Consider the following 18698-nt stretch of genomic DNA (forward strand, 5'->3'; position numbering starts at 1 on the left):
TCAGGGGGGAAGTCTTTTGCAGCAGCTGCAGCTTGTTTTCAAAAAGAAATGTGTCCATTTTTCAGCTTTCATGAAAAACCGGGGAAAAGATCGTTTGGGTTCTACTCTTTTTTTGCTCCTGGTACTTTACAGTTTTGCTTTTTTGTCGATATTCGGTGTATCCAGACAAATTCCTGTTGCTTTCCAGGATTATTTGCCCCTTGGTAAATCCCTGGCCGTGGTTTTTGGCCTGGTTTATTTCCTTACCGGCATTTTCCCTTTGAAAGAATTCCGTTCCAAAGCAAGGGCGGCCTTGTTGGCCATACTCAGCTGGCTGGCTGGATACAGCTGGATTTTTTTCCATCTGGTCCACAATCCGTACAACATCACCATGTATACCAGACTGTATGTCCGGTATTACCGCAGCGGCATCATGTTCTTCCTGTTTCTGCTGATGGTGGAACTTCTGCTGGCCAATCAGAAGAAAAACAGGTTGCTGCTGTGGATCCAGCAGGGGGCCGCTTTTTTCTCACATTCTTCCTACAGCTCTGTCCTTTGGTTTATGTTGGATATTTTATGAAATACCGCAGCCTTTTTGACGATATCTCGCTTCTTTCCATTCTGGCCACCAATGTTAAGGAAGCCGGAGAATACCTGCGTTCCATGTTTTCCGGAGGCCAGCTGGCCATTTTCGCCTGTGGGCTGTTGCTTCTTCTAGCAATCAGCTGGAAATTCAGCATACGGGAACCTCGGAGGAAAATCCTCTACACCAAACTCCAGCAGGCCGTCCTTGTGTTTTTTGTCTTTGTCATGTTTTTCACCGTTGCCCATAAAGGCAGTGCCTATTTCCCTCTGGATGTGTATGTGGGGCTGCATAAACTGGAGGGGGGCCCCATGCACGCATTCGATGCTCTGAAGAAAAACATCCGGAAGAATCAACAACAGATTTCTTTAGACAAAGAGAAAGCCCTGCCCATGAAGTTGCAGGGAACAGTGATCCTGGTGGTGGGAGAAACTGCCTGTCGGGATTATATGGCTGCCTTCAACCCAGAATACCCCTTGGAAACCACCCCTTGGGAATCCAGCATACGGCGAACCGATGGTTTTTTCTTCTTCCCCCAGGCCTATTCCAACTTTTCCAATACGGTGATGGCCCTCAGTCAGTCCCTTACCAGCTCCAATCAGTACAACAACATGCCTTTGGGAGAATCCGTGGATCTGGTCAGTTTGGCCAGAAAAGCCGGTTACCATACCTACTGGTTTTCCACTCAAGGAAAGGGCGAAGTGTGGGATGCGGCCATTACCACACTGGCCAATCAGGCGGATACCCGGAAATGGATGCCCTGGAAGCATGATGGCCAGCTGTTGGAACTGTTGAAAATGGTACCGGCCGATCAGAACAATTTCATCGTCCTCCATTTGAATGGAAGTCACTATCGGTATCGGGACCGGGTGCCCAAAAAGTTTGCCCAGGACCACACCTTCTCTCAAGTCCCGAAGGAAGAGGGAGAGTTCGACACCTCTCTGGCCTATACGGATGAAGTGCTTCAGCAGGTGTATCAGTACAGCCAGAAACATCTGAACCTTCAGGTGATGGTGTATTTTTCCGATCATGGAGAAAACATGAAATACAAGCATGTTTCCCATCCGTTTACCTTCGATATGGTGCGGATCCCTATGTGGATTTATCTTTCCCCGGCGTACCGGAGAGCCTATCCTGCCACAGGAAAGGCTCTTCAAGCCCATGAAAACACCGTGTTCACCAACGACCTGATTTTTGAAACCGTATGCGGGCTGATCCAGGCTCCGTCCAACCATTACAATCCTCAGTATGACCTTTCCCATCCTGCCTATGCCATTACCAAAGACACCGCAAAAACCATGAGAGGGGAATACAGCATACAGGAAGATCCGATTTGGGAAAAGAAAACAGGAGAGGAAGACTGATTGCGCACCAGATGCAGGAGCCGCAGGCCGGTTGGCCCGTTTCTGCACGGGTGTACGATGTTTTGCGGGCTGCCCTGCGTGCAGCCCCTACGATTTCGGTGGACGCATGGTGGTATTGGATTTCTTACCGGATCCGCCCCTGGTTTCGCTGGGCGATGATTTCCTCCTGCCGATTGTACTGGTCCAATGCCCACTGGGCCGGGTTGTTGCGGATATATTGAGACATCCGGATATACTCTTCCCGGGTGCGGATTATATGTTCGTAATATCCCCTCTGCCAAACGGGGTATCCGGCTTTCCTGGAAACACGTCCTTTATACAGATTCACAAACCGTCCAACAGACAAGGGGCAATGATTGCCTGTCTGCTGGATCTGAACGATAAAATGGATGTGGTTGGGCATGATGATCTTTTCGGGAATGGCAATATCTTCGAAAAAACGGCCCAGCACGGAAAGTTCGTTGTCTGCCGTCCCGCCAAGAAAGGACAATTCCAGCTGTCCTGCTGAAATACTGCCCAGCAGCATTTTTCGTTTCTCTGTACACAGGGTAATGAAATAGCAACCATTTTGGGAATAATCATAGTGGGACAAATGGGGATTTTTACGGGTGGGGAGCATGGGGTGGACCGTCCTTTCCTATAATATGTTCTGGATATTGTAACAATATTTAGAATAAAAAGCAAATTCAGTATAACAGGTATCCATAAACAATCCGCAGGGGCCGGTGGACCCATGATGGTTTGGATCTGCCTTCTTTTATTTTCCCCCTTGCTTTTCCTCAAAAACCTGCTATAATTAAGGCTGTAAGAAGTTTTTAATAAAAATTATTAAAAAGTAGACTTATCGGATTAACAGTCCGATGGACACAGTTTCAAGGGGAGGCTTTTCTTATGAAAAAATTCATTTGCAGAGTGTGCGGTTATGTGTATGAAGGCGAAGAAGCTCCGGAAAAATGCCCGCAGTGCGGCGCTCCGAAAGATAAATTCGATGAACTGAAGGAAGGCGTCAAGGAATACGCTGACGAACACGTGGTCGGCGTTGCCAAGGGCGTGGATGAACGGGTTCTGGAAGGGCTGCGTCAGCACTTCACCGGTGAATGCTCCGAAGTGGGCATGTATCTGGCCATGAGCCGTGTGGCAGACCGGGAAGGGTATCCGGAAGTGGCGGAAGCCTACAAACGGATCGCTTTCGAAGAAGCGGAACACGCTGCCAAATTCGCTGAACTGCTGGGTGAAGTGGTCACCGACAGCACCAAGAAGAACCTGGAAATGCGGGCTGCCGCTGAACAGGGTGCCTGCGCCGGCAAGAAGGAAATCGCCACCCTGGCCAAACAGCTGGGCTACGATGCCATCCATGACACCGTCCATGAAATGGCCAAGGACGAAGCCCGTCACGGCCGTGTATTCGATGGTCTGCTGGCCCGTTACTTCGCAAAATAATCCGGTTTGCAGCCGGTAAGGCTGCATCCTGAAGTCCCGCTGGGGAGGGACCGGGGCCTGTTGGCGCCCTGCCTTCCCGGCGGGATTTTTTCTGCTGTCTGTGGCTCCTGGAGGTGCACCCATGTATTTATCCAGTATGCGTATCCAGAATTACCGAAATTTCAAAGACATCACCATGACCTTCCATCCCCTGGCCAATTATCTGGTGGGGGAGAACGACATCGGCAAAAGCGGGTTCCTCCGGCTCCTGTCCTATATGGCCAACGCCTGGACCCTGCCGGAAAACGACTATGACGATCCCAAACAGCCCATCCGGATCACCCTGGATCTCCATCTGCTCCAGAGCCCGAATGAATACTTTGCCGACACCCCCCAGGACCATCCGGAAAAAATCCGGGTACGGCTGGAAATGAAGGTGACGGATATCTGTCCCCATCTCTATGATGGGGAGACCGGACAGGAAATGCCCCTGGAAACCATCCGCCGGCTCCGCTACATCAGCTATTCCGCCATCAGCCAGGAGGACCAGGCGGTGCGGCCCCAGGTGTACCGGGCTCTGGAAAAGTGTCTGGCCCAGTGGGAAGCCAGCCACTGCGGTCCCCTGCCGGAGGAGGAACGGCAGTTTATCCAGCACGAAGTGAATGTGGGGTATTTCGATTCTTCCTATTATGAATGCATTTTCTACCTGTCCCGGATTCTCTGCCGGAGCAACCGGCATCGGGCGGACAATCTGAAGTTCATTTCCCTGGCGGCTCTCCGGATCATTACCCAGGTGTACCAGATGGCCCACAGCCGGGCGGTGCCCCTGGAGCATACCATCATTGTGGATGGCAAGGGCAAACGGTATCTGCCCCTGATCATTTCCATCGATGAGCCGGAGATCCACCTGCACCCCTATATGCAGCGGTCCATTCTCCAGTATTACCAGCAACTGCTGAACAACGAGGATCCCCAGTTCTGCGCCCTGCTGAAGGACCTGTTCGGGCTGGACGGGCTCCGTGGCCAATTGTTTGTGGTGACCCATTCCACGGATTCCCTGATCGACGACTACCGGAACATCCTCCGGCTGTACCATGACCGCAGGGGTCTGGTCAAAGCGGCCTGCGGGGCCAGTTTCCATGTCAACCGGGAAATCGAGAAGCATCTGATTATGCATTTTCCGGAAGTGAAGGAGGCACTTTACGCCCGGAGTGTGATCCTGGTGGAAGGGGAGACGGAGTACGGCTGCTTCCAGCTGTTCGGACGGACGGTGGGGGTTCCTTTCGATTATTACGGCATTTGTCTCATCAACGCCCGGGGCGAAAGTTCCATTGCCAAGATCAAGAAGCTGCTGGAATATTTCCGGCTGCCGGTGGTGGCTTTGTACGATGCGGACGTGAAGGAGGCCCACAAGCGGGAAAAAGGGGTGTACTTCACCGACGGAGTCTGTTTTGAAATGGACCTGTCCCAGACCATGCTCCAGCGTGGAAAGCGCCAGGCTCTGGACCGGATCATCGACGTGGCATGCGGCGGCACGGGCCGGACCAGCTACGACATGGTGAAAAAGGCCTGTCACAAGCTCCAGCTGGATCCCCGGGACTTTCCGCCCGGTCCCCTGTACAAGGCCAAACCCCATCAGGGACCGGTATGGGTGTATTATTTTGCCTGGCTCTACAGCAACAAGGGGGTCATCCTGGGACGGCTCATCGGCCAGTCCCTCCAGAAGGAAGAAGTGCCTCCGGCTTTCGTACGGGTGATCCAGGCCGCCGGGCGTCTGGCTACGGTGCCGGAAAGGGCATAATTATTGATGAATTTTGAAAAATATGGTACCCTTAGAAAGGAATGTTGTATATCTTTGCACTGAGGGGGAGCCTTATGGAAAATTTCTGGATTGCGGCAGGGGCGGTGCTGCCTCTGATGATCTACATGGCCATCGGTCTTCTGGCCCGGCGGAAGTATCACTTCAATGAAAGTCATATTTCCAACTTCAACAAAATCGTCTTTGGTGTGTTCCTGCCCACCAACATGTTCTATTCGGTGTATTTCACCGACATTGGCAAGGTGATGCGGCCCGGGTTCGTGCTGTTTGCGGTGGGAGCCCTGCTGACGGTGTTTGTAACGGGCTGGGTGCTGGTGACCGCCCTGGTGAAGGACAACAAAAAGCGGGGGGCCATGATCCAGGCCTTTTACCGGAGCAATTTCATCCTGCTGGGGGTGCCCCTGGTGGAAAATCTCTACGGAACGGAAGCGGCGGCTGTGCCTCTGATGCTCTGCGCCATCATCATCCCCATCTACAATGTACTGGCGGTGTTCACCCTGGAAACTTTCCGGGGCGGCACCTTCAATCCGCTCCATATCCTGGCCGGGGTAGCCCGGAATCCCATGATCATGGGAGCGGTGGCCGGGCTTCTGTGCAAGCTGCTTCCCTTTCCGCTGCCCGTGGCCCTGCTGAAATGCATCAAGGCCATTGCCGGCAGCACCACTCCCTTTGCCCTGATCGTTCTGGGTGCTTCCTTTACCCTCCAGGGGGCCATCAGTGAAATCCGGGAACTGGCCTTTACCGTGGCCGGCCGTCTGGTGATTGCGCCTCTTATTGTAATCGGGGGTGCGGTGGCGCTGGGATACCGGCAGGTGGACCTGGCGGCGCTCATGGCTATGTCCGCCACTCCCTGTGCGGTGGCGTCTTTTGCCATGGCTCAGCAGATGGACAGTGACGGAGAACTGGCCGGAAACTGCGTAATTTTCAGCTCGGCTCTTTCCTGCATCACCATGTTCCTCTGGGTGTTCATTACGAAAAATCTGGGACTGTTATGATCAAATTGAAAAATACACTCCAAAAATGATATACTATCTGTAAAGACAGTCTAAACAGGGAGGTCCCCAAAGATATGGTAAAAATCAATGCATCTTTATCCAAAGAAAAACGGATCCTGAAAGCTGCGGAACAGGTGTTTTCCCACAAGGGATACACCCAGGCAACCCTGGATGAGATCATCCAGATCGCGGATACCGGAAAGGGGACTGTCTACAAATATTACAAGAACAAGGAAAATCTGTTCTATACCCTGGTGGAGGCCAAAAACCGGAAGCTGATGAAGGCCATGGAAACGGCCGTGGAGGAAGGGGAAACTTTTTCCGATCAGTTCCGGGGCTATGTGGAAGCGTTCCTGCATTTTTTGGAGAAGAATGAGACCCTGTGGTCGGTGATCCTGTTCGAACTGCTGAACCAGCAGGCCGGCTGGCGGCTTCTCTGGGATGAAAAGAAACAGGACTGGCGGCTGGATGTCCGGTGGGGCAAAAAGCCGGAAGAAAAGGATGTGGCCATGAAACGGCGGTATGCGGAGCTGATTTATGGGGAAATCCAGCTGCTCCAGGGCATTTTCCAGAAAGCCATCGACAGGCAGTATCTGAAGCCTCTTACCGATTTGCAGCTGATGAGCCAGAATTTCTATTTCAGTATTTTCATGCTCAGCAACCAGGGAGCCTTTACCAAAGAAAACCGGGAAAGGGTCGTGGATGGCATGATCGACCGGTTCCTGTACGGACACAAAGAAAAAACTGCCGCCCGGTAAGGGAGGCAGTTTTTTTGTGGCAGAATGGCGGGCGGCCGGGTGTGTCGCCCTGCGGACCCGATGAATATCATATCCACGGTCCCGTAGGGGCCGCACGCCGGGCGGCCCGGAATCCCGCACTTTCTTACAGACGGTGGGAGGAATTCAGCACATCCCGCATCTTGTGGGCCACCATCATCTTGATGGCTTCCCGGCCCTTGCCCAGATAGGAGCGGGGATCAAAATCTTCCGGATGTTCATACAGGTACTTCCGGATGGAGGCGGTCATGGCCAGACGCAGGTCGGTATCGATGTTGATCTTGCAGACCCCGTAGGTTCCGGCCTTTTTCAGCATGTCTTCCGGACAGCCCTGGGCACCGGCCAGTTTGCCGCCGTATTTGTTGCATTCTGCCACGAATTCCGGGATAACGGTGGAAGCTCCATGGAGCACCAGCGGGAACCCGGGAAGCATGTTGGTGATCTTTTCCAGACGGGCAAAATCCAGTTCCGGTTTGCCTTTGAACTTGTAAGCCCCGTGGCTGGTGCCGATGGCGATGGCCAGGGAGTCCACACCGGTCCGTTCCACAAATTCCACAGCCTGGTCCGGATCCGTATAGGTGGCGTCTTTGGTGTTGACCTTTACGGCATCTTCTACGCCGGCCAGTTTGCCCAGTTCGGCTTCCACCACGACCCCTTTGTTGTGGGCATAGTCCACCACCCGTTTGGTCAGTTCGATGTTTTCTTCAAAAGGATATTTGGAGCCGTCGATCATGACAGAGGTAAAACCGCCGTCCACGCAGGCCTTGCAGATATCGAAATCAGCGCCGTGATCCAGGTGCAGGGCAATGGGCAGACCGGTGTCTTCCATGGCGGCTTCCACCAGGTGCAGCAGGTAGCTGTGCTTGGCATATTTCCGGGCCCCGGCGGATACCTGCAGGATCAGGGGAGATTCTTCTTCTTTGGCAGCATCCACAATGCCCTGGACGATTTCCATATTGTTGACGTTAAAGGCGCCAACGGCATAATGGCCTTCGTAGGCTTTCTTGAACATTTCTTTCGTGGTTACAAATGGCATGGTGAAACCTCCTTGAGTATCAGTTATTTTTTATTATACCATACTTTCCGGAAATCGGGCGGCAGGGGAGCGGTGATTTCCACCGGTCTGCCCGTAAAGGGTTCCCGGAAGGCCACCTTCCAGGCATGGAGATAATGGCGGCCGGGAGCCCCGGGGGTGCCGTAGAGGGTATCCCCCAGAAGGGGGTGGCCGGCGGCTGCCGCATGGACCCGGATCTGGTGGGTGCGGCCGGTTTCCAGCTGGAACCGGACCAGGGACAGGCCCTCCTTTTCGCCCAGTACCTGGTACCGGGTACGGGCAGGCTGTCCATCCGGGTCCACCTGCCGTTCCACAATGGAACCGGGCCGGCGGCCGATGGGCCAGTCCAGGATCCCTGCCGGCTGTTCCCAATGGCCCAGGGTCAGAGCCAGATAGGTCTTTTCCAGCCGGTTCCGGGACAGCATATGGTGGAGACAGGCGTTTTTGGCAAAAAGCACCACTCCGGATGTTTCCCGGTCCAGCCGGGATACCGGATGGACGGCGCTGGAAATGTGATGGGTCTGGAAATACCAGGCCACCCGGCGGCTGAGAGCGGGAGTCCGTTCCTTTCCTGCATTGTGGGTCACCAGGCCGGCCGGTTTGTCCACAGCCAGATACAGCTCCGTTTCCTCCAGGATGGACAGGGGTGCTTCTTCCGGTTCCAGGGTGCAGGGTTCCGGCAGAAAGGTCCAGGAAACCCGGTCTCCCGGCTGGAGCAGCAGATCCCGCTGGATGATTTCCTCGTTCACCTGGAGGGCACCGGCGGCCTTCAGCTTCTTCCAGTAGGTGCCGGAAAGGCCCTGGTCCCGGAGAAAGGATTTCAGTCGCTGGGGCAGGGCGGACGGGGCGAGACAAAGTTCCATTACAGCACCTTCTGGCCCAGGATGCAGGCCAGGATCCCGAAAAACAGGCTGAGCCCCATGTAGAGAGCTGCGGTGATTCCGGCTCCCTTATCCACCAGCTGCTGGCTTTCCAGGGCAAAAGAGGAAAACGTGGTGAACCCGCCGCAGATGCCCACTTTGAGGAACAGGGCCAGCCGGGGATGGAGGGAGTTCCGGGCGGCCAGGGCCGTTACCAGGCCGATGAGAAAGGCACCGGCAATATTGATGAAAAAGGTCTTCAGGGGAAAGCCGCTGCTGTGGCTCAGGGGCAGCAGCCCGATGAGATACCGGCAGATGGCGCCGATACAGCCCCCCAGACCAACGATCACACATTCAGTCATGGAAAAGTCTCCTTTGCATAGTCATACGGCATATTATACCATACTCAGTGCAGAGTGCAGAGTGAAGAGCACGGACGCTGAAAATCCAATGACCCATTGCGATGCCGTAGGGGCCGCACGCCGGTTGCCCGCCAGATCTGGATTTCGTGGTGCTGATGGTGCTGCCGGTGTGGATTTTCTTCAACCTGCCCCTGATGCTGTTGTATGAAATCAGCCTGGGGCTGATCCGGGTGCTGCTGAAATGCTGAGGAACCTGTCCTTTTGGAGGCGCTCATGGTATAATAAACAGGATGGAATGAGGGGATACCTCTTAATAAATTGAATAGGCTGTCTTAGAAATAGAGTCTTCCTTTCAAGACTCTATTTCTGTAAGATGGAAGAAACAGAACCAGAAAGGATTTTCACATGCAGAATTCTGAAGATACAGCGAAACTGAAACAGCTCCAGGCCATCCTCCGGGACCTGGGCAGTGTGGCGGTGGCTTTTTCCGGAGGGGTGGATTCCACCTTTCTCCTGAAGGTGGCGCATGATACACTGGGAGACAAGGTACTGGCCGTAACGGCCCGTTCCTGTTCTTTCCCGGAACGGGAACTGAAGGAAGCCAAAGCTTTTTGTGAGAAAGAAGGGATCCGCCATCTGGTAGTGGATTCGGAAGAACTGTTCATTCCGGGCTTTTCCCACAATCCCACCAACCGGTGCTATCTGTGCAAACATGAACTGTTCGAAAAGATCCTGGAAGTGGCCAAAGAGAACCACCTGGCGGCTGTGGTGGAAGGTTCCAACCTGGATGACGAGGGCGATTACCGTCCCGGGCTCCAGGCCATTGCGGAACTGAAGATCGCCAGCCCCCTGCGCCGGGCGGGCCTGTACAAAAAGGAAATCCGGGCGCTTTCCAAAGAGCTGGGGCTCCCCACCTGGAACAAGCAGTCCTTTGCCTGCCTGTCCTCCCGGTTCGTCTATGGGGAAGAAATCACGCCCCGGCGGCTGGGTATGGTGGACAAGGCAGAACAGCTGCTGCTGGATATGGGCTTCCATCAGCTGCGGGTGCGGATCCACGGGGGGAACCTGGCCCGGATCGAAGTGATGCCGGAAGAACTCTGGAAAGTGCTGGATCACCGGCTGGAGATCACGGAAAAACTGAAGGGATACGGTTTTGCCTATGTGACACTGGACCTTCTGGGCTACCGGACCGGCAGCATGAATGAAACCCTGTCCCCGGAAAAGAAGGCCTGACCATGGAAGCGAAAGAGATCCTGGAAAAAGTCCGGAACGGAGAGATTTCCGTGGAAGCCGCGGAAAAATTCTTCCGGCAGAAGCCTTTTGACGACCTGGGCTTTGCCAAACTGGATACCCACCGGAAGATCCGTACGGGCTTCGGGGAAGTGGTGTTCTGCAGCGGAAAAAAGGATGAGCACCTGCAGCAGATTTTCCGGAAACTGGCGGAAGAGGAAGGCAATGTGCTGGGGACCCGGGCCAGCCGGGAACAATATGAACTGATCCGCGCCCTGTGTCCGGATGCGGTATATGACTCCCTGTCCCGCCTGGTGAAAATCATCCGGAAACCGGTGGAACTCCGGGGCTCCGTAGCAGTGTGCACGGCCGGTACGGCGGATATCCCGGTGGCGGAAGAGGCGGCCCAGACGGCGGAATTCTTCGGTAGTAAAGTGAACCGGGTCTATGATGTGGGAGTCAGCGGACTCCACCGGCTCCTGGCCAGCCTGGACCCCATTCAGGAAGCCAACTGCGTCATTGCGGTGGCGGGCATGGAAGGGGCCCTGCCCAGTGTGCTGGGAGGCCTGGTGAGCAATCCGGTGATCGCCGTCCCCACCTCCATCGGCTACGGGGCCAGCCTCCAGGGGATTTCGGCTCTTCTCACCATGCTCAACAGCTGTGCCAACGGCATTGCGGTGGTGAACATCGACAACGGCTACGGAGCCGGATACATGGCCACCCAGATCAACCGGCTGGCCTGCGGAAAGGAACGGTGACGGTATGGAAAAAATGCTCTATCTGGAATGCAAAAGCGGCATCAGCGGGGATATGACCGTAGGGGCCCTGCTGGATCTGGGTGCGGATGAACAGGTGCTCCGGAAGGCCCTGGCCTCCCTGCCCCTGACCGGATATACGGTGGAAATCAGCCGGGTAAAGAAGGCCGGCCTGGACTGCTGTGACTTCCTGGTGCGGCTGGATGCAGAGCACGAAAACCACGACCACGATATGGACTATCTCTACGGCTTTGCCAAAAACCAGGCAGCACCGGAAGCCCCGGAAGGAGAAGGCCACCAGTACGGGAACCATGGACATCATCATGGACATGACCATGAGCACCAGGAGGGTGGCGCCGAAACCCATGCCCATCATCACCATCATGCCCACCGGGGGCTCAGGGAAGTGCTGGACATCCTGGCCCAGGGAGAACTGACGGAAGGGGCCCATGCCCTGGCGGTGAAGATCTTTACCATCCTGGGAGAAGCGGAAGCCAAAGCCCATGGTACTACCCTGGAAGAAGTCCATTTCCACGAAGTGGGAGCGGTGGATTCCATTGTGGACATTGCGGCGGCAGCCGTGTGCCTGGACAACCTGGGGATCCGGGACGTGGTGATCCCGGTACTCCATGAAGGGACCGGAAGTGTCCGCTGTGCCCATGGCATCCTGCCCATTCCAGTGCCGGCGGTGGCCAATATCGCAGCCGCCCACCATCTGCCCCTCCACATCATGCCCTTTGCCGGGGAATATGTGACTCCCACCGGGGCTGCCATTGCCGCTGCCATCCGGACCCGGAGCCAGCTGCCGGAAACCTTCACGGTAGCCAGAGTGGGGCTGGGAGCAGGGAAACGGGAACAGGCCATGCCCAGCCTGCTCCGGGCCATGATCCTGGAAGTACCGGAAGAACCGGTTCCGGCTCCCTGGGAAGAAGACACCATCTGGAAACTGGAAACCAACCTGGACGACTGCACCGGGGAAGCCCTGGGCCACGTGATGGACCAGCTGCTTTCAGCCGGCGCCCGGGACGTGCAGTATGCCCCGGTTTACATGAAGAAAAACCGGCCAGGTTGGCTGGTCACCGTACTTTGCAAAGAAGCGGAACGGACCGGCCTGGAAGCCCTGCTGTTTGCAGAAACCACCACCATCGGCATCCGCCGGAGCCGGATGGAACGGAGCATCCTGGAACGGCAGAGCCAAATGGCGGAAACCTCCCTGGGGCCGGTAGCGGTGAAAGCTGTCCAGGTACCGGTTGTGGATATTGAAGGCAGCGTGACAGGAGAAACGGAAACCCGGCTTTATCCGGAATATGACGCCATTGCCGGCCTGTGCCGCAGTACTGGCCGCAGCTATCAGGCAGTATGGCAGCAGGTGCTGGGAGAACTGGCTCCTGCCCCGAAAAAGGAGGAATGACCCATGCATATGGCGGACGCTCTGCTGTCTCCCGGTGTAGCCGGGGCCATGTACGCCCTTTCGGGAGCGGCGGCCTGGTACGGGGCCCGGAAAGTAAAAAAATCCCATGATCCGGGACTGGTGCCGGAAATGGGGGTACTGGGGGCCTTTGTGTTTGCTGCCCAGATGCTGAATTTTGCCATCCCCGGCACCGGTTCTTCCGGCCATCTGTGCGGGGGGATGCTTTTATCGGCAGTGCTGGGACCCAGTGCCGGCTTCCTGACCCTGATCGGAGTGCTGGCCCTCCAGTGCCTGGCTTTTGGGGATGGGGGCCTGCTGGCTTTGGGAGCCAATGTGTGGAACATGGCTTTTTACGGTTGTTTTGTGGGGGGCGGCATCCTGTGGCCCCTTTTGACCCGCAAAGGGCTGACAAAAGGGCGGATTGCTGCCTCCAGCATCCTGGGCAGCGTACTGACCCTCCAGCTGGGTGCCTTCTCCGTGGCGGCAGAAACCACCCTGTCCGGGATCACCCAGCTGCCTTTTGCCGCCTTTCTCCTGCTGATGCAGCCCATCCATCTGGCCATCGGCTTGGTGGAAGGGCTGATCACCACAGCGGTGCTGGTATTCCTCTATGAAAACCGTCCGGAGCTGCTCCGGCAGCCTTTTGGAGAAGGGAGGGCAGGGAAGAGTGCCTGGAGCCGGAAGAAGACCCTGGGGGTACTTACCGGCCTGGCCCTGGTGCTGGGGGGTGCCGTCTCTCATTTTGCGTCGGAAGATCCTGACGGACTGGAATGGTCCCTGGCCCGGCTCACCGGTTCCCCTGAACTGGATGGACCGGCAGGGGGAATCTACGGACTGGCGGCCAGGATCCAGGAAGTCACAGCGCTCTTCCCGGATTACCAGATTCCCGGACTGGAGGCCGGTTGGGGGACAGCTTTTTCCGGGATCATCGGGACGGTCCTGGTGCTGGGGCTGATCCATCTGGCCGGCCGGAAACTGACCGGACGGCAGTCATGAAGTCCCTGGACGGGGCCATCGGGACCCTCCATCTGCTGGATGACCTGGCGGCAGAGGATACGCCGCTCACCCGGCTGGCTCCTCTGGCCAAAATAGGGTCCCTGTTCCTGTACCTGGCCGCTTTTGCCAGCCTGGGCCCAAACCACCTGGCCGGGGCCTGTCTGCTGCTCCTGCCTTTGCCGGTGCTGTACCAGGTGGGGAAGATTCCCTGGAAGCCGGCTCTCCGCCAGTGTCTGCCGGTCCTGCTCCTTTTGGCCGGAGTGGGGGCGGTGAACCTGTTTTTTGCCCAGGGTACTGCTGTTACCTTGGGGACTTTCCGTCTTTCTGCAGGGGCTGCAGCCTTTCTGCTGCTTTTGCTCAAGGGCCTGGGCTGTGTGCTGTCCGGCTGGCTGCTGCTGGCTACCACCAGTCTGGAACGGCTGGCCTGCGCCCTCCAGAAACTGCCCCTGCCCCAGGTACTGATCATTTCCACCCTGCTTACCTGGCGGTACCTGGTGCTGCTGCTCCAGGAAGGCCGCCGGATGCAGCAGGCCTATGCTCTCCGGGCACCCCGGACCAGAGGGATCCCCTGGAAGATCAGCGGCAGTTTACTGGGACTGCTGTTTCTCCGGAGCCTGGACCGGGCCCGGACTGTCTACGAAAGTATGGAACTCCGGGGATTCCAGGGCCGCTTTCCGGAAACCGGAGCCGAAAGTTCTGTTTGCGCCAGCCTGCTGCTGGTGATCCTGACCCTGGTCTGGTGCCTGGTGTGCCGGAACCTGGGATAACTTGTCTTGCCATTTCATCCATTCTGCTGCTGAAGGAGTCCTGCCCATGTCTGCCATCCTCAAACTGTCCCATATCCGCTTCCAGTATGCCCTGCCGGGCCCGAAAAAAGCCGCTGTCCCGGTATTCCACGACCTGTCCTTTACTCTGGAACCAGGGGAAAAGGTGGGGCTCATCGGCAGCAATGGGGTGGGAAAGTCCACCCTGCTGAAACTGCTGGTGGGTCTTCTGCCCTTGCAGGCAGGGAACCTGGAGGTCTGCGGCCTGCCCCTGGACCGGGACCATCTTCCGGCCATCCGGGAAAAGACCGGGTACGTGTTCCAGGATTCGGACAGCCAGCTGTTCCTGCCAACGGTGGAAAGCGACGTGTCCTTTGCTCTGCGGAACCGGGGCGTGCCCCGGGAGGAAGCGGAACGGCGGACAGCAGAAGTCCTGGCCCAGGTGGGGATGGCGGACATGGCCCGGCGGCAGATTTACCGGCTGTCCGGAGGCCAGAAGAAGCTCACGGCCATTGCGGGCCTTCTGACCCAGAAACCGGACCTGCTGCTGATGGATGAACCCTCCGCTGCCCTGGATCCCCGGAACCGGCGGAACCTGATCCGGATCCTGGGTCAGCTTCCCTGTGCCCAGCTGATTGCTTCCCACGACCTGGACTTCATCTGGGATACCTGTGACCAAGTGATCCTGCTGCACCAGGGACAGGTGGAAAGAACGGGACCCACCCGGGAAATCCTCCAGGACGGTCCCCTGTTGGAAGCCTGCGGTCTGGAACTTCCCCTGCGTCTGCAGGAAATCTAGTCCTTGACAGTTGTTGGCATATACCATATACTTTCGTTAGTGGCATATGCCATTTATAAGGAGAGATGAGATGCCAAGACCTGTACGGAAACGAACGATTTACCAGAAGCCGGATTGTACTTTCTTTACCGCAGAAGAAGCCGGAAAGAAAACGGTCCAACTGACTCTGGACGAACTGGAGGCTCTGCGGCTGATGGACGAAGTGGGACTGGACCAGAAGGAATGCGCCCTGCGGATGCATGTGGGACGGAGCACCTTCCAGAACATCCTGAACGAAGCCCGGAAAAAAGCGGCCGGCGCCCTAGTCCATGGCTGGAATATCGCCCTGTATGGGGGCCAGGTGGAAGTTTCCGACGATGCAGAGCTGGGCTGCTGCCGGTTTGCCCTGCGGACCCTGGAACGGATAGGCGGCATCTCCCAAAGGGAGGAGAAAACGATGAAACTTGCAGTGACCTACGATCCGAAAAACGGAGAAATCTTCCAGCATTTTGGCCGGACGGAGTATTTCAAAATCTATGATCTGGCAGACGGGAAGGTACAGAAGGCAGAAGTGCACAGCACCCAGGGACAGGGGCACGGGGCTCTGGCCGGTGTGCTCCAGCAGCTGGGTATCGATGGGGTGATCTGCGGTGGCATCGGCGGAGGAGCCCAGGAAGGGCTGAAAAAGGCCGGAATCGCCTTTTACGGTGGCTGCAGCGGCCAGGCGGATCAGGCGGTAGAAGATTTCCTGGCGGACAAACTCCAATACCAGGAAGACATCCAGTGCGACCATCATGGGGAACATCATCATGGAGAATGTCATCATTGATGGATGATCCTGCTTCTAAGGGACCTGTTGCGTGCAGCAGGTCCCTTATGGTATTATAAAGAAAAATTCCTGATTACAATTTATTCTACAGGAGGACCATTATGAAGACAAAGATGATCGTTTCTGCTCTTTTGACGGCGGCCGTCCTGCTGGCATCCGGGTGCGGAGGCTTTTCCGGCAGTTCCCAGAGCAATGCCCCGGCTTCTTCCCAGGCTTCCGCCCAAAAAGCCCAGGCACCGGGATTCACCCTGAAGGATACAGCCGGGACTTCCCATTCCGTCCAGCCCGGTGACGGGAACGTCTATGTAATCAATTTCTGGGCCACCTGGTGTCCTCCCTGTCGGAGCGAAATGCCGGAAATGAACACCTTTGCCCGGAAGCACAAGGAGAAAGTCCGGTTCTACGCTGTCAACCTCCAGGAAGAAGGCGCCCAGGTCCAGGATTTCCTGAAGAACAACGGATACACCATGCCGGTGCTCCTGGACCGGGACGGGAAAGCCGCCACCCTGTACAAGGTCCGGGTGATCCCCACCACGGTGATCCTGGATGAAAAGGGCAATATCCTCCAGCGCCATGAAGGGGTGGCCACCGCCCAGCAGCTGGAAGACGTGCTGAAAGGGAAGCTGTAATGGGCTCCCTTACCCTGGGAGCGGCCTTCGGGGCCGGCTTCCTTTCCTTCATCTCCCCCTGCGTCCTGCCCCTGCTGCCCACTTTCCTGCTGCTGCTCACCGGTTCCGGCATGGGAGAGGCACAGGGGAAGGGACGGCTCCTGGCCAATACCCTGGCCTTCCTGGCCGGATTCACGGCGGTGTTCCTGGCCATGGGGGCCACGGCGACGGTTTTGGGGCAGCTGGTGCTGGACAATTGGAAAGTACTGGAAAAAGCGGCCGGGGTGATCCTGATCCTTCTGGGACTCTTTATGAGCGGTTTATGGACGCCGCTGTTCCTGCTGAAGGACCGGCGTCCTTTCCTCCAGCAGAAAAAACAGGGGGTATTGGGTTCCTTCCTGCTGGGAGGTTCCTTTACCCTGGGGTGGACCCCCTGTACCGGCCCCATCCTCACCGCCATCCTGATGGCAGCTGGCAGCCGGCAGACCGCCCGGGAAGGGCTGTTCCTGCTGCTGGCCTATGCCCTGGGGTTCTGTGTCCCCTTTCTTCTGGCGGCCCTGTCCTGGGAGAAATTCGGGCCCTGCCTGCGCCGGCACTACGCCTGGCTGCCCCGGATCCAGAAAACCATGGGCCTGTTCCTGATATTTTTCGGCATCCTGATGCTCAGCGGCATGACCCTGCGGATCATGGCCTTCCTGGCAGGGTAGGGAGGCCATGGATTTTCCTTCGTAATATTCTCTATTTTCAGATTTCTTCTCCATATAGAGTATGCTATAATGATTTTACAGTATACTGTAGAAGAATACGATACAATTTTTTACCAAAAGTTCTGCAAAGGAGGCTGGTTTGTATGGATGGAGAAGGAAAGAAGAAAAAAATCCCTCTGGCGGGGCAGATTTTCATTGCCCTGATCCTGGGTATCATTGCCGGGCTGGCCCTGCAGGGGAACGTGGCTTTTGCCGTCACCTACATTAAACCTTTTGGCACAATCTTTCTGAATCTTGTGAAATTCATCGTAGGTCCCATTGTGCTGTTTTCCATTATGGCAGGGGTGGTCTCTCTCAGTGATATCCGGAAACTGGGTTCCATCGGCGGCATTACCCTGGTCTATTACTTTATTACCACCGCCATTGCCACCACCATCGGCCTGATTATCGCCAACAGCTTCAAGCCCATGTTCCCGGTACTGTCCACAGCGGATCTGGCCTTTAAGGTGAAAAACACCAGCACTGGCCCCATGAAGATGCTGGTGGACCTGTTTCCCTCCAACTTCCTGGCGCCGCTGACCAGTGCCAACATGCTCCAGGTAATCGTTATGGCTCTATTGATCGGCATCGCCATTATCGCCCTGGGCCAGAAAGGGGAGAAGGCTGCTGATTTCATCAACACCTGGAACGATGTGTTCATGAAGGTCATGGAAATGATCCTGGCCCTGTCTCCCATCGGTGTATTCTGTCTGCTGTGCCCGGTGATTGCCCAGAACGGCACCGCGGTCATCGGTTCCCTGGCCAAAGTCATCCTCTGTGCCTACATTGCCTATGCCCTCCATGCCATCCTGGTGTATTCCATGGCAGTACGGGCCATCGGGGGCATGAGTCCCCTGAAATTCTTCAAGGGCATGATGCCTGCCATGCTGTTTGCCTTTTCCAGTGCCTCTTCCGTAGGGACCCTGCCCATTAATATGGAATGCGCCAACAAGCTGGGAGCCTCCAAGGAAGTCACCAGTTTCGCCCTGCCCCTGGGAGCCACCATCAACATGGATGGGACGGCCATTTACCAGGGCGTGTGCGCCGTGTTCATTGCGTCCTGCTACGGCATCGACCTGACCCTGCCCCAGATGCTCACCATTGTGGTAACCGCCACCCTGGCCTCTGTAGGGACGGCCGGAGTGCCCGGTGCCGGGATGATCATGCTGGCCATGGTGCTGGCCTCTGTGAACCTGCCGGTGGACGGCATTGCCCTAGTGGCTGGTGTGGACCGGATCTTCGACATGGGCCGGACCACCCTGAACATCACCGGAGACGCCTCCTGTGCCATTATCGTGACCCATTTGCTGAAGAAAAAGAAATAGATAGGAAAAGAGGGCTGTGAAAAATGATTTTTTCACAGCCCCTTT

At 56.3% G+C, this 18698-nt stretch carries 20 protein-coding genes; 16 read left to right on the forward strand and 4 right to left on the reverse strand.

All coding sequences use genetic code 11. From position 1 onward, the window contains the following. The first annotated feature begins 16 nt into the window (after window positions 1-16). Both ACTQY5_RS01140 and ACTQY5_RS01145 read left to right on the forward strand, forming a co-directional pair. Complete coding sequence (locus tag ACTQY5_RS01140) at window positions 17-559, forward strand: hypothetical protein (protein ID WP_441368673.1); 543 nt, start codon at window positions 17-19, stop codon at window positions 557-559. Continuing rightward, window positions 556-1926: a phosphoethanolamine transferase gene (locus tag ACTQY5_RS01145; protein WP_441368674.1), complete on the forward strand. Its 1371-nt coding sequence runs from the start codon at window positions 556-558 to the stop codon at window positions 1924-1926. The genes ACTQY5_RS01140 and ACTQY5_RS01145 overlap by 4 nt, the downstream gene beginning before the upstream one ends. 124 nt (window positions 1927-2050) lie before the next feature. Here the strand turns inward: ACTQY5_RS01145 and ACTQY5_RS01150 are convergent, their stop codons facing one another. Next, window positions 2051-2545 carry a transposase gene (locus ACTQY5_RS01150; RefSeq protein WP_022488063.1) on the reverse strand — a complete coding sequence of 165 codons (495 nt, stop codon included), beginning with the start codon at window positions 2543-2545 and terminating at the stop codon, window positions 2051-2053. A gap of 272 nt (window positions 2546-2817) precedes the next feature. Between ACTQY5_RS01150 and ACTQY5_RS01155 the strand changes: the two genes are divergently transcribed. From ACTQY5_RS01155 to ACTQY5_RS01170, 4 genes are all read left to right on the forward strand, one after another. Next, on the forward strand, window positions 2818-3366 hold the full coding sequence (locus tag ACTQY5_RS01155) for a ferritin family protein (RefSeq protein ID WP_012938354.1): 549 nt from the start codon (window positions 2818-2820) through the stop codon (window positions 3364-3366). Window positions 3367-3487: 121 nt separating this feature from the next. Beyond that, on the forward strand, window positions 3488-5146 hold the full coding sequence (locus tag ACTQY5_RS01160; protein WP_074704318.1) for an ATP-dependent nuclease: 1659 nt from the start codon (window positions 3488-3490) through the stop codon (window positions 5144-5146). 74 nt (window positions 5147-5220) lie between these two features. Continuing rightward, window positions 5221-6159, forward strand: coding sequence for an AEC family transporter (locus ACTQY5_RS01165; protein ID WP_441368675.1), 939 nt, complete (start codon window positions 5221-5223; stop codon window positions 6157-6159). A gap of 74 nt (window positions 6160-6233) precedes the next feature. After that, on the forward strand, window positions 6234-6917 hold the full coding sequence (locus tag ACTQY5_RS01170; protein WP_278341961.1) for a TetR/AcrR family transcriptional regulator: 684 nt from the start codon (window positions 6234-6236) through the stop codon (window positions 6915-6917). 124 nt (window positions 6918-7041) lie between these two features. Here ACTQY5_RS01170 and fba read toward each other — a convergent pair whose 3' ends face one another. The 3 genes from fba to crcB are packed head-to-tail and all read right to left on the reverse strand — an operon-like array spanning window position 7042 to window position 9211. Continuing rightward, on the reverse strand, window positions 7042-7971 hold the full coding sequence (gene fba / locus ACTQY5_RS01175) for a class II fructose-1,6-bisphosphate aldolase (RefSeq protein WP_022488060.1): 930 nt from the start codon (window positions 7969-7971) through the stop codon (window positions 7042-7044). Between the two features lie 23 nt (window positions 7972-7994). After that, window positions 7995-8852, reverse strand: a complete 858-nt coding sequence (locus tag ACTQY5_RS01180) for an RluA family pseudouridine synthase (RefSeq protein WP_281739027.1) — start codon at window positions 8850-8852, stop codon at window positions 7995-7997. Next, the gene (crcB, locus tag ACTQY5_RS01185; protein ID WP_012938360.1) at window positions 8852-9211 is read right to left on the reverse strand and encodes a fluoride efflux transporter CrcB; all 360 of its coding nucleotides are present in this window, start codon (window positions 9209-9211) and stop codon (window positions 8852-8854) included. Before crcB ends, ACTQY5_RS01180 begins: the two co-directional genes overlap by 1 nt. Window positions 9212-9616: 405 nt before the next feature. Here crcB and larE point away from each other — a divergent pair, with 405 nt between their 5' ends. From larE to ACTQY5_RS01235, 10 genes are all read left to right on the forward strand, one after another. After that, on the forward strand, window positions 9617-10444 hold the full coding sequence (gene larE / locus ACTQY5_RS01190; RefSeq protein WP_441368676.1) for an ATP-dependent sacrificial sulfur transferase LarE: 828 nt from the start codon (window positions 9617-9619) through the stop codon (window positions 10442-10444). A gap of 2 nt (window positions 10445-10446) precedes the next feature. Continuing rightward, window positions 10447-11199 carry a nickel pincer cofactor biosynthesis protein LarB gene (gene larB, locus ACTQY5_RS01195; RefSeq protein ID WP_074704312.1) on the forward strand — a complete coding sequence of 251 codons (753 nt, stop codon included), beginning with the start codon at window positions 10447-10449 and terminating at the stop codon, window positions 11197-11199. A gap of 4 nt (window positions 11200-11203) precedes the next feature. After that, window positions 11204-12607, forward strand: a complete 1404-nt coding sequence (gene larC, locus ACTQY5_RS01200; protein ID WP_441368677.1) for a nickel pincer cofactor biosynthesis protein LarC — start codon at window positions 11204-11206, stop codon at window positions 12605-12607. Between the two features lie 3 nt (window positions 12608-12610). Next, window positions 12611-13603: an energy-coupling factor ABC transporter permease gene (locus ACTQY5_RS01205; protein ID WP_288310675.1), complete on the forward strand. Its 993-nt coding sequence runs from the start codon at window positions 12611-12613 to the stop codon at window positions 13601-13603. Continuing rightward, complete coding sequence (locus ACTQY5_RS01210) at window positions 13600-14370, forward strand: energy-coupling factor transporter transmembrane component T family protein (RefSeq protein ID WP_022486973.1); 771 nt, start codon at window positions 13600-13602, stop codon at window positions 14368-14370. Before ACTQY5_RS01205 ends, ACTQY5_RS01210 begins: the two co-directional genes overlap by 4 nt. A gap of 46 nt (window positions 14371-14416) precedes the next feature. Next, complete coding sequence (locus tag ACTQY5_RS01215) at window positions 14417-15166, forward strand: energy-coupling factor ABC transporter ATP-binding protein (protein WP_288310674.1); 750 nt, start codon at window positions 14417-14419, stop codon at window positions 15164-15166. 70 nt (window positions 15167-15236) lie between these two features. Further along, a complete protein-coding gene (locus tag ACTQY5_RS01220; RefSeq protein ID WP_288310673.1) occupies window positions 15237-15974 on the forward strand; it encodes a NifB/NifX family molybdenum-iron cluster-binding protein in 738 nt (245 codons plus the stop codon). A 101-nt stretch (window positions 15975-16075) separates the two neighbouring features. Further along, window positions 16076-16603 (forward strand): TlpA family protein disulfide reductase, encoded by a 528-nt coding sequence (locus ACTQY5_RS01225; protein ID WP_022486976.1) that lies wholly within the window; start codon window positions 16076-16078, stop codon window positions 16601-16603. Next, entirely contained in the window at window positions 16603-17289 is a 687-nt protein-coding gene (locus ACTQY5_RS01230) for a cytochrome c biogenesis CcdA family protein (RefSeq protein ID WP_308664293.1), read from the forward strand. The genes ACTQY5_RS01225 and ACTQY5_RS01230 overlap by 1 nt, the downstream gene beginning before the upstream one ends. A 143-nt stretch (window positions 17290-17432) precedes the next feature. After that, entirely contained in the window at window positions 17433-18653 is a 1221-nt protein-coding gene (locus ACTQY5_RS01235) for a dicarboxylate/amino acid:cation symporter (protein ID WP_022486978.1), read from the forward strand. The last annotated feature ends 45 nt before the right edge of the window (window positions 18654-18698 follow it).

Origin of the sequence: Acidaminococcus sp. HCP3S3_H5 (assembly GCF_052122235.1) — a bacterium.
In the GTDB taxonomy this organism is placed as follows: domain Bacteria; phylum Bacillota; class Negativicutes; order Acidaminococcales; family Acidaminococcaceae; genus Acidaminococcus.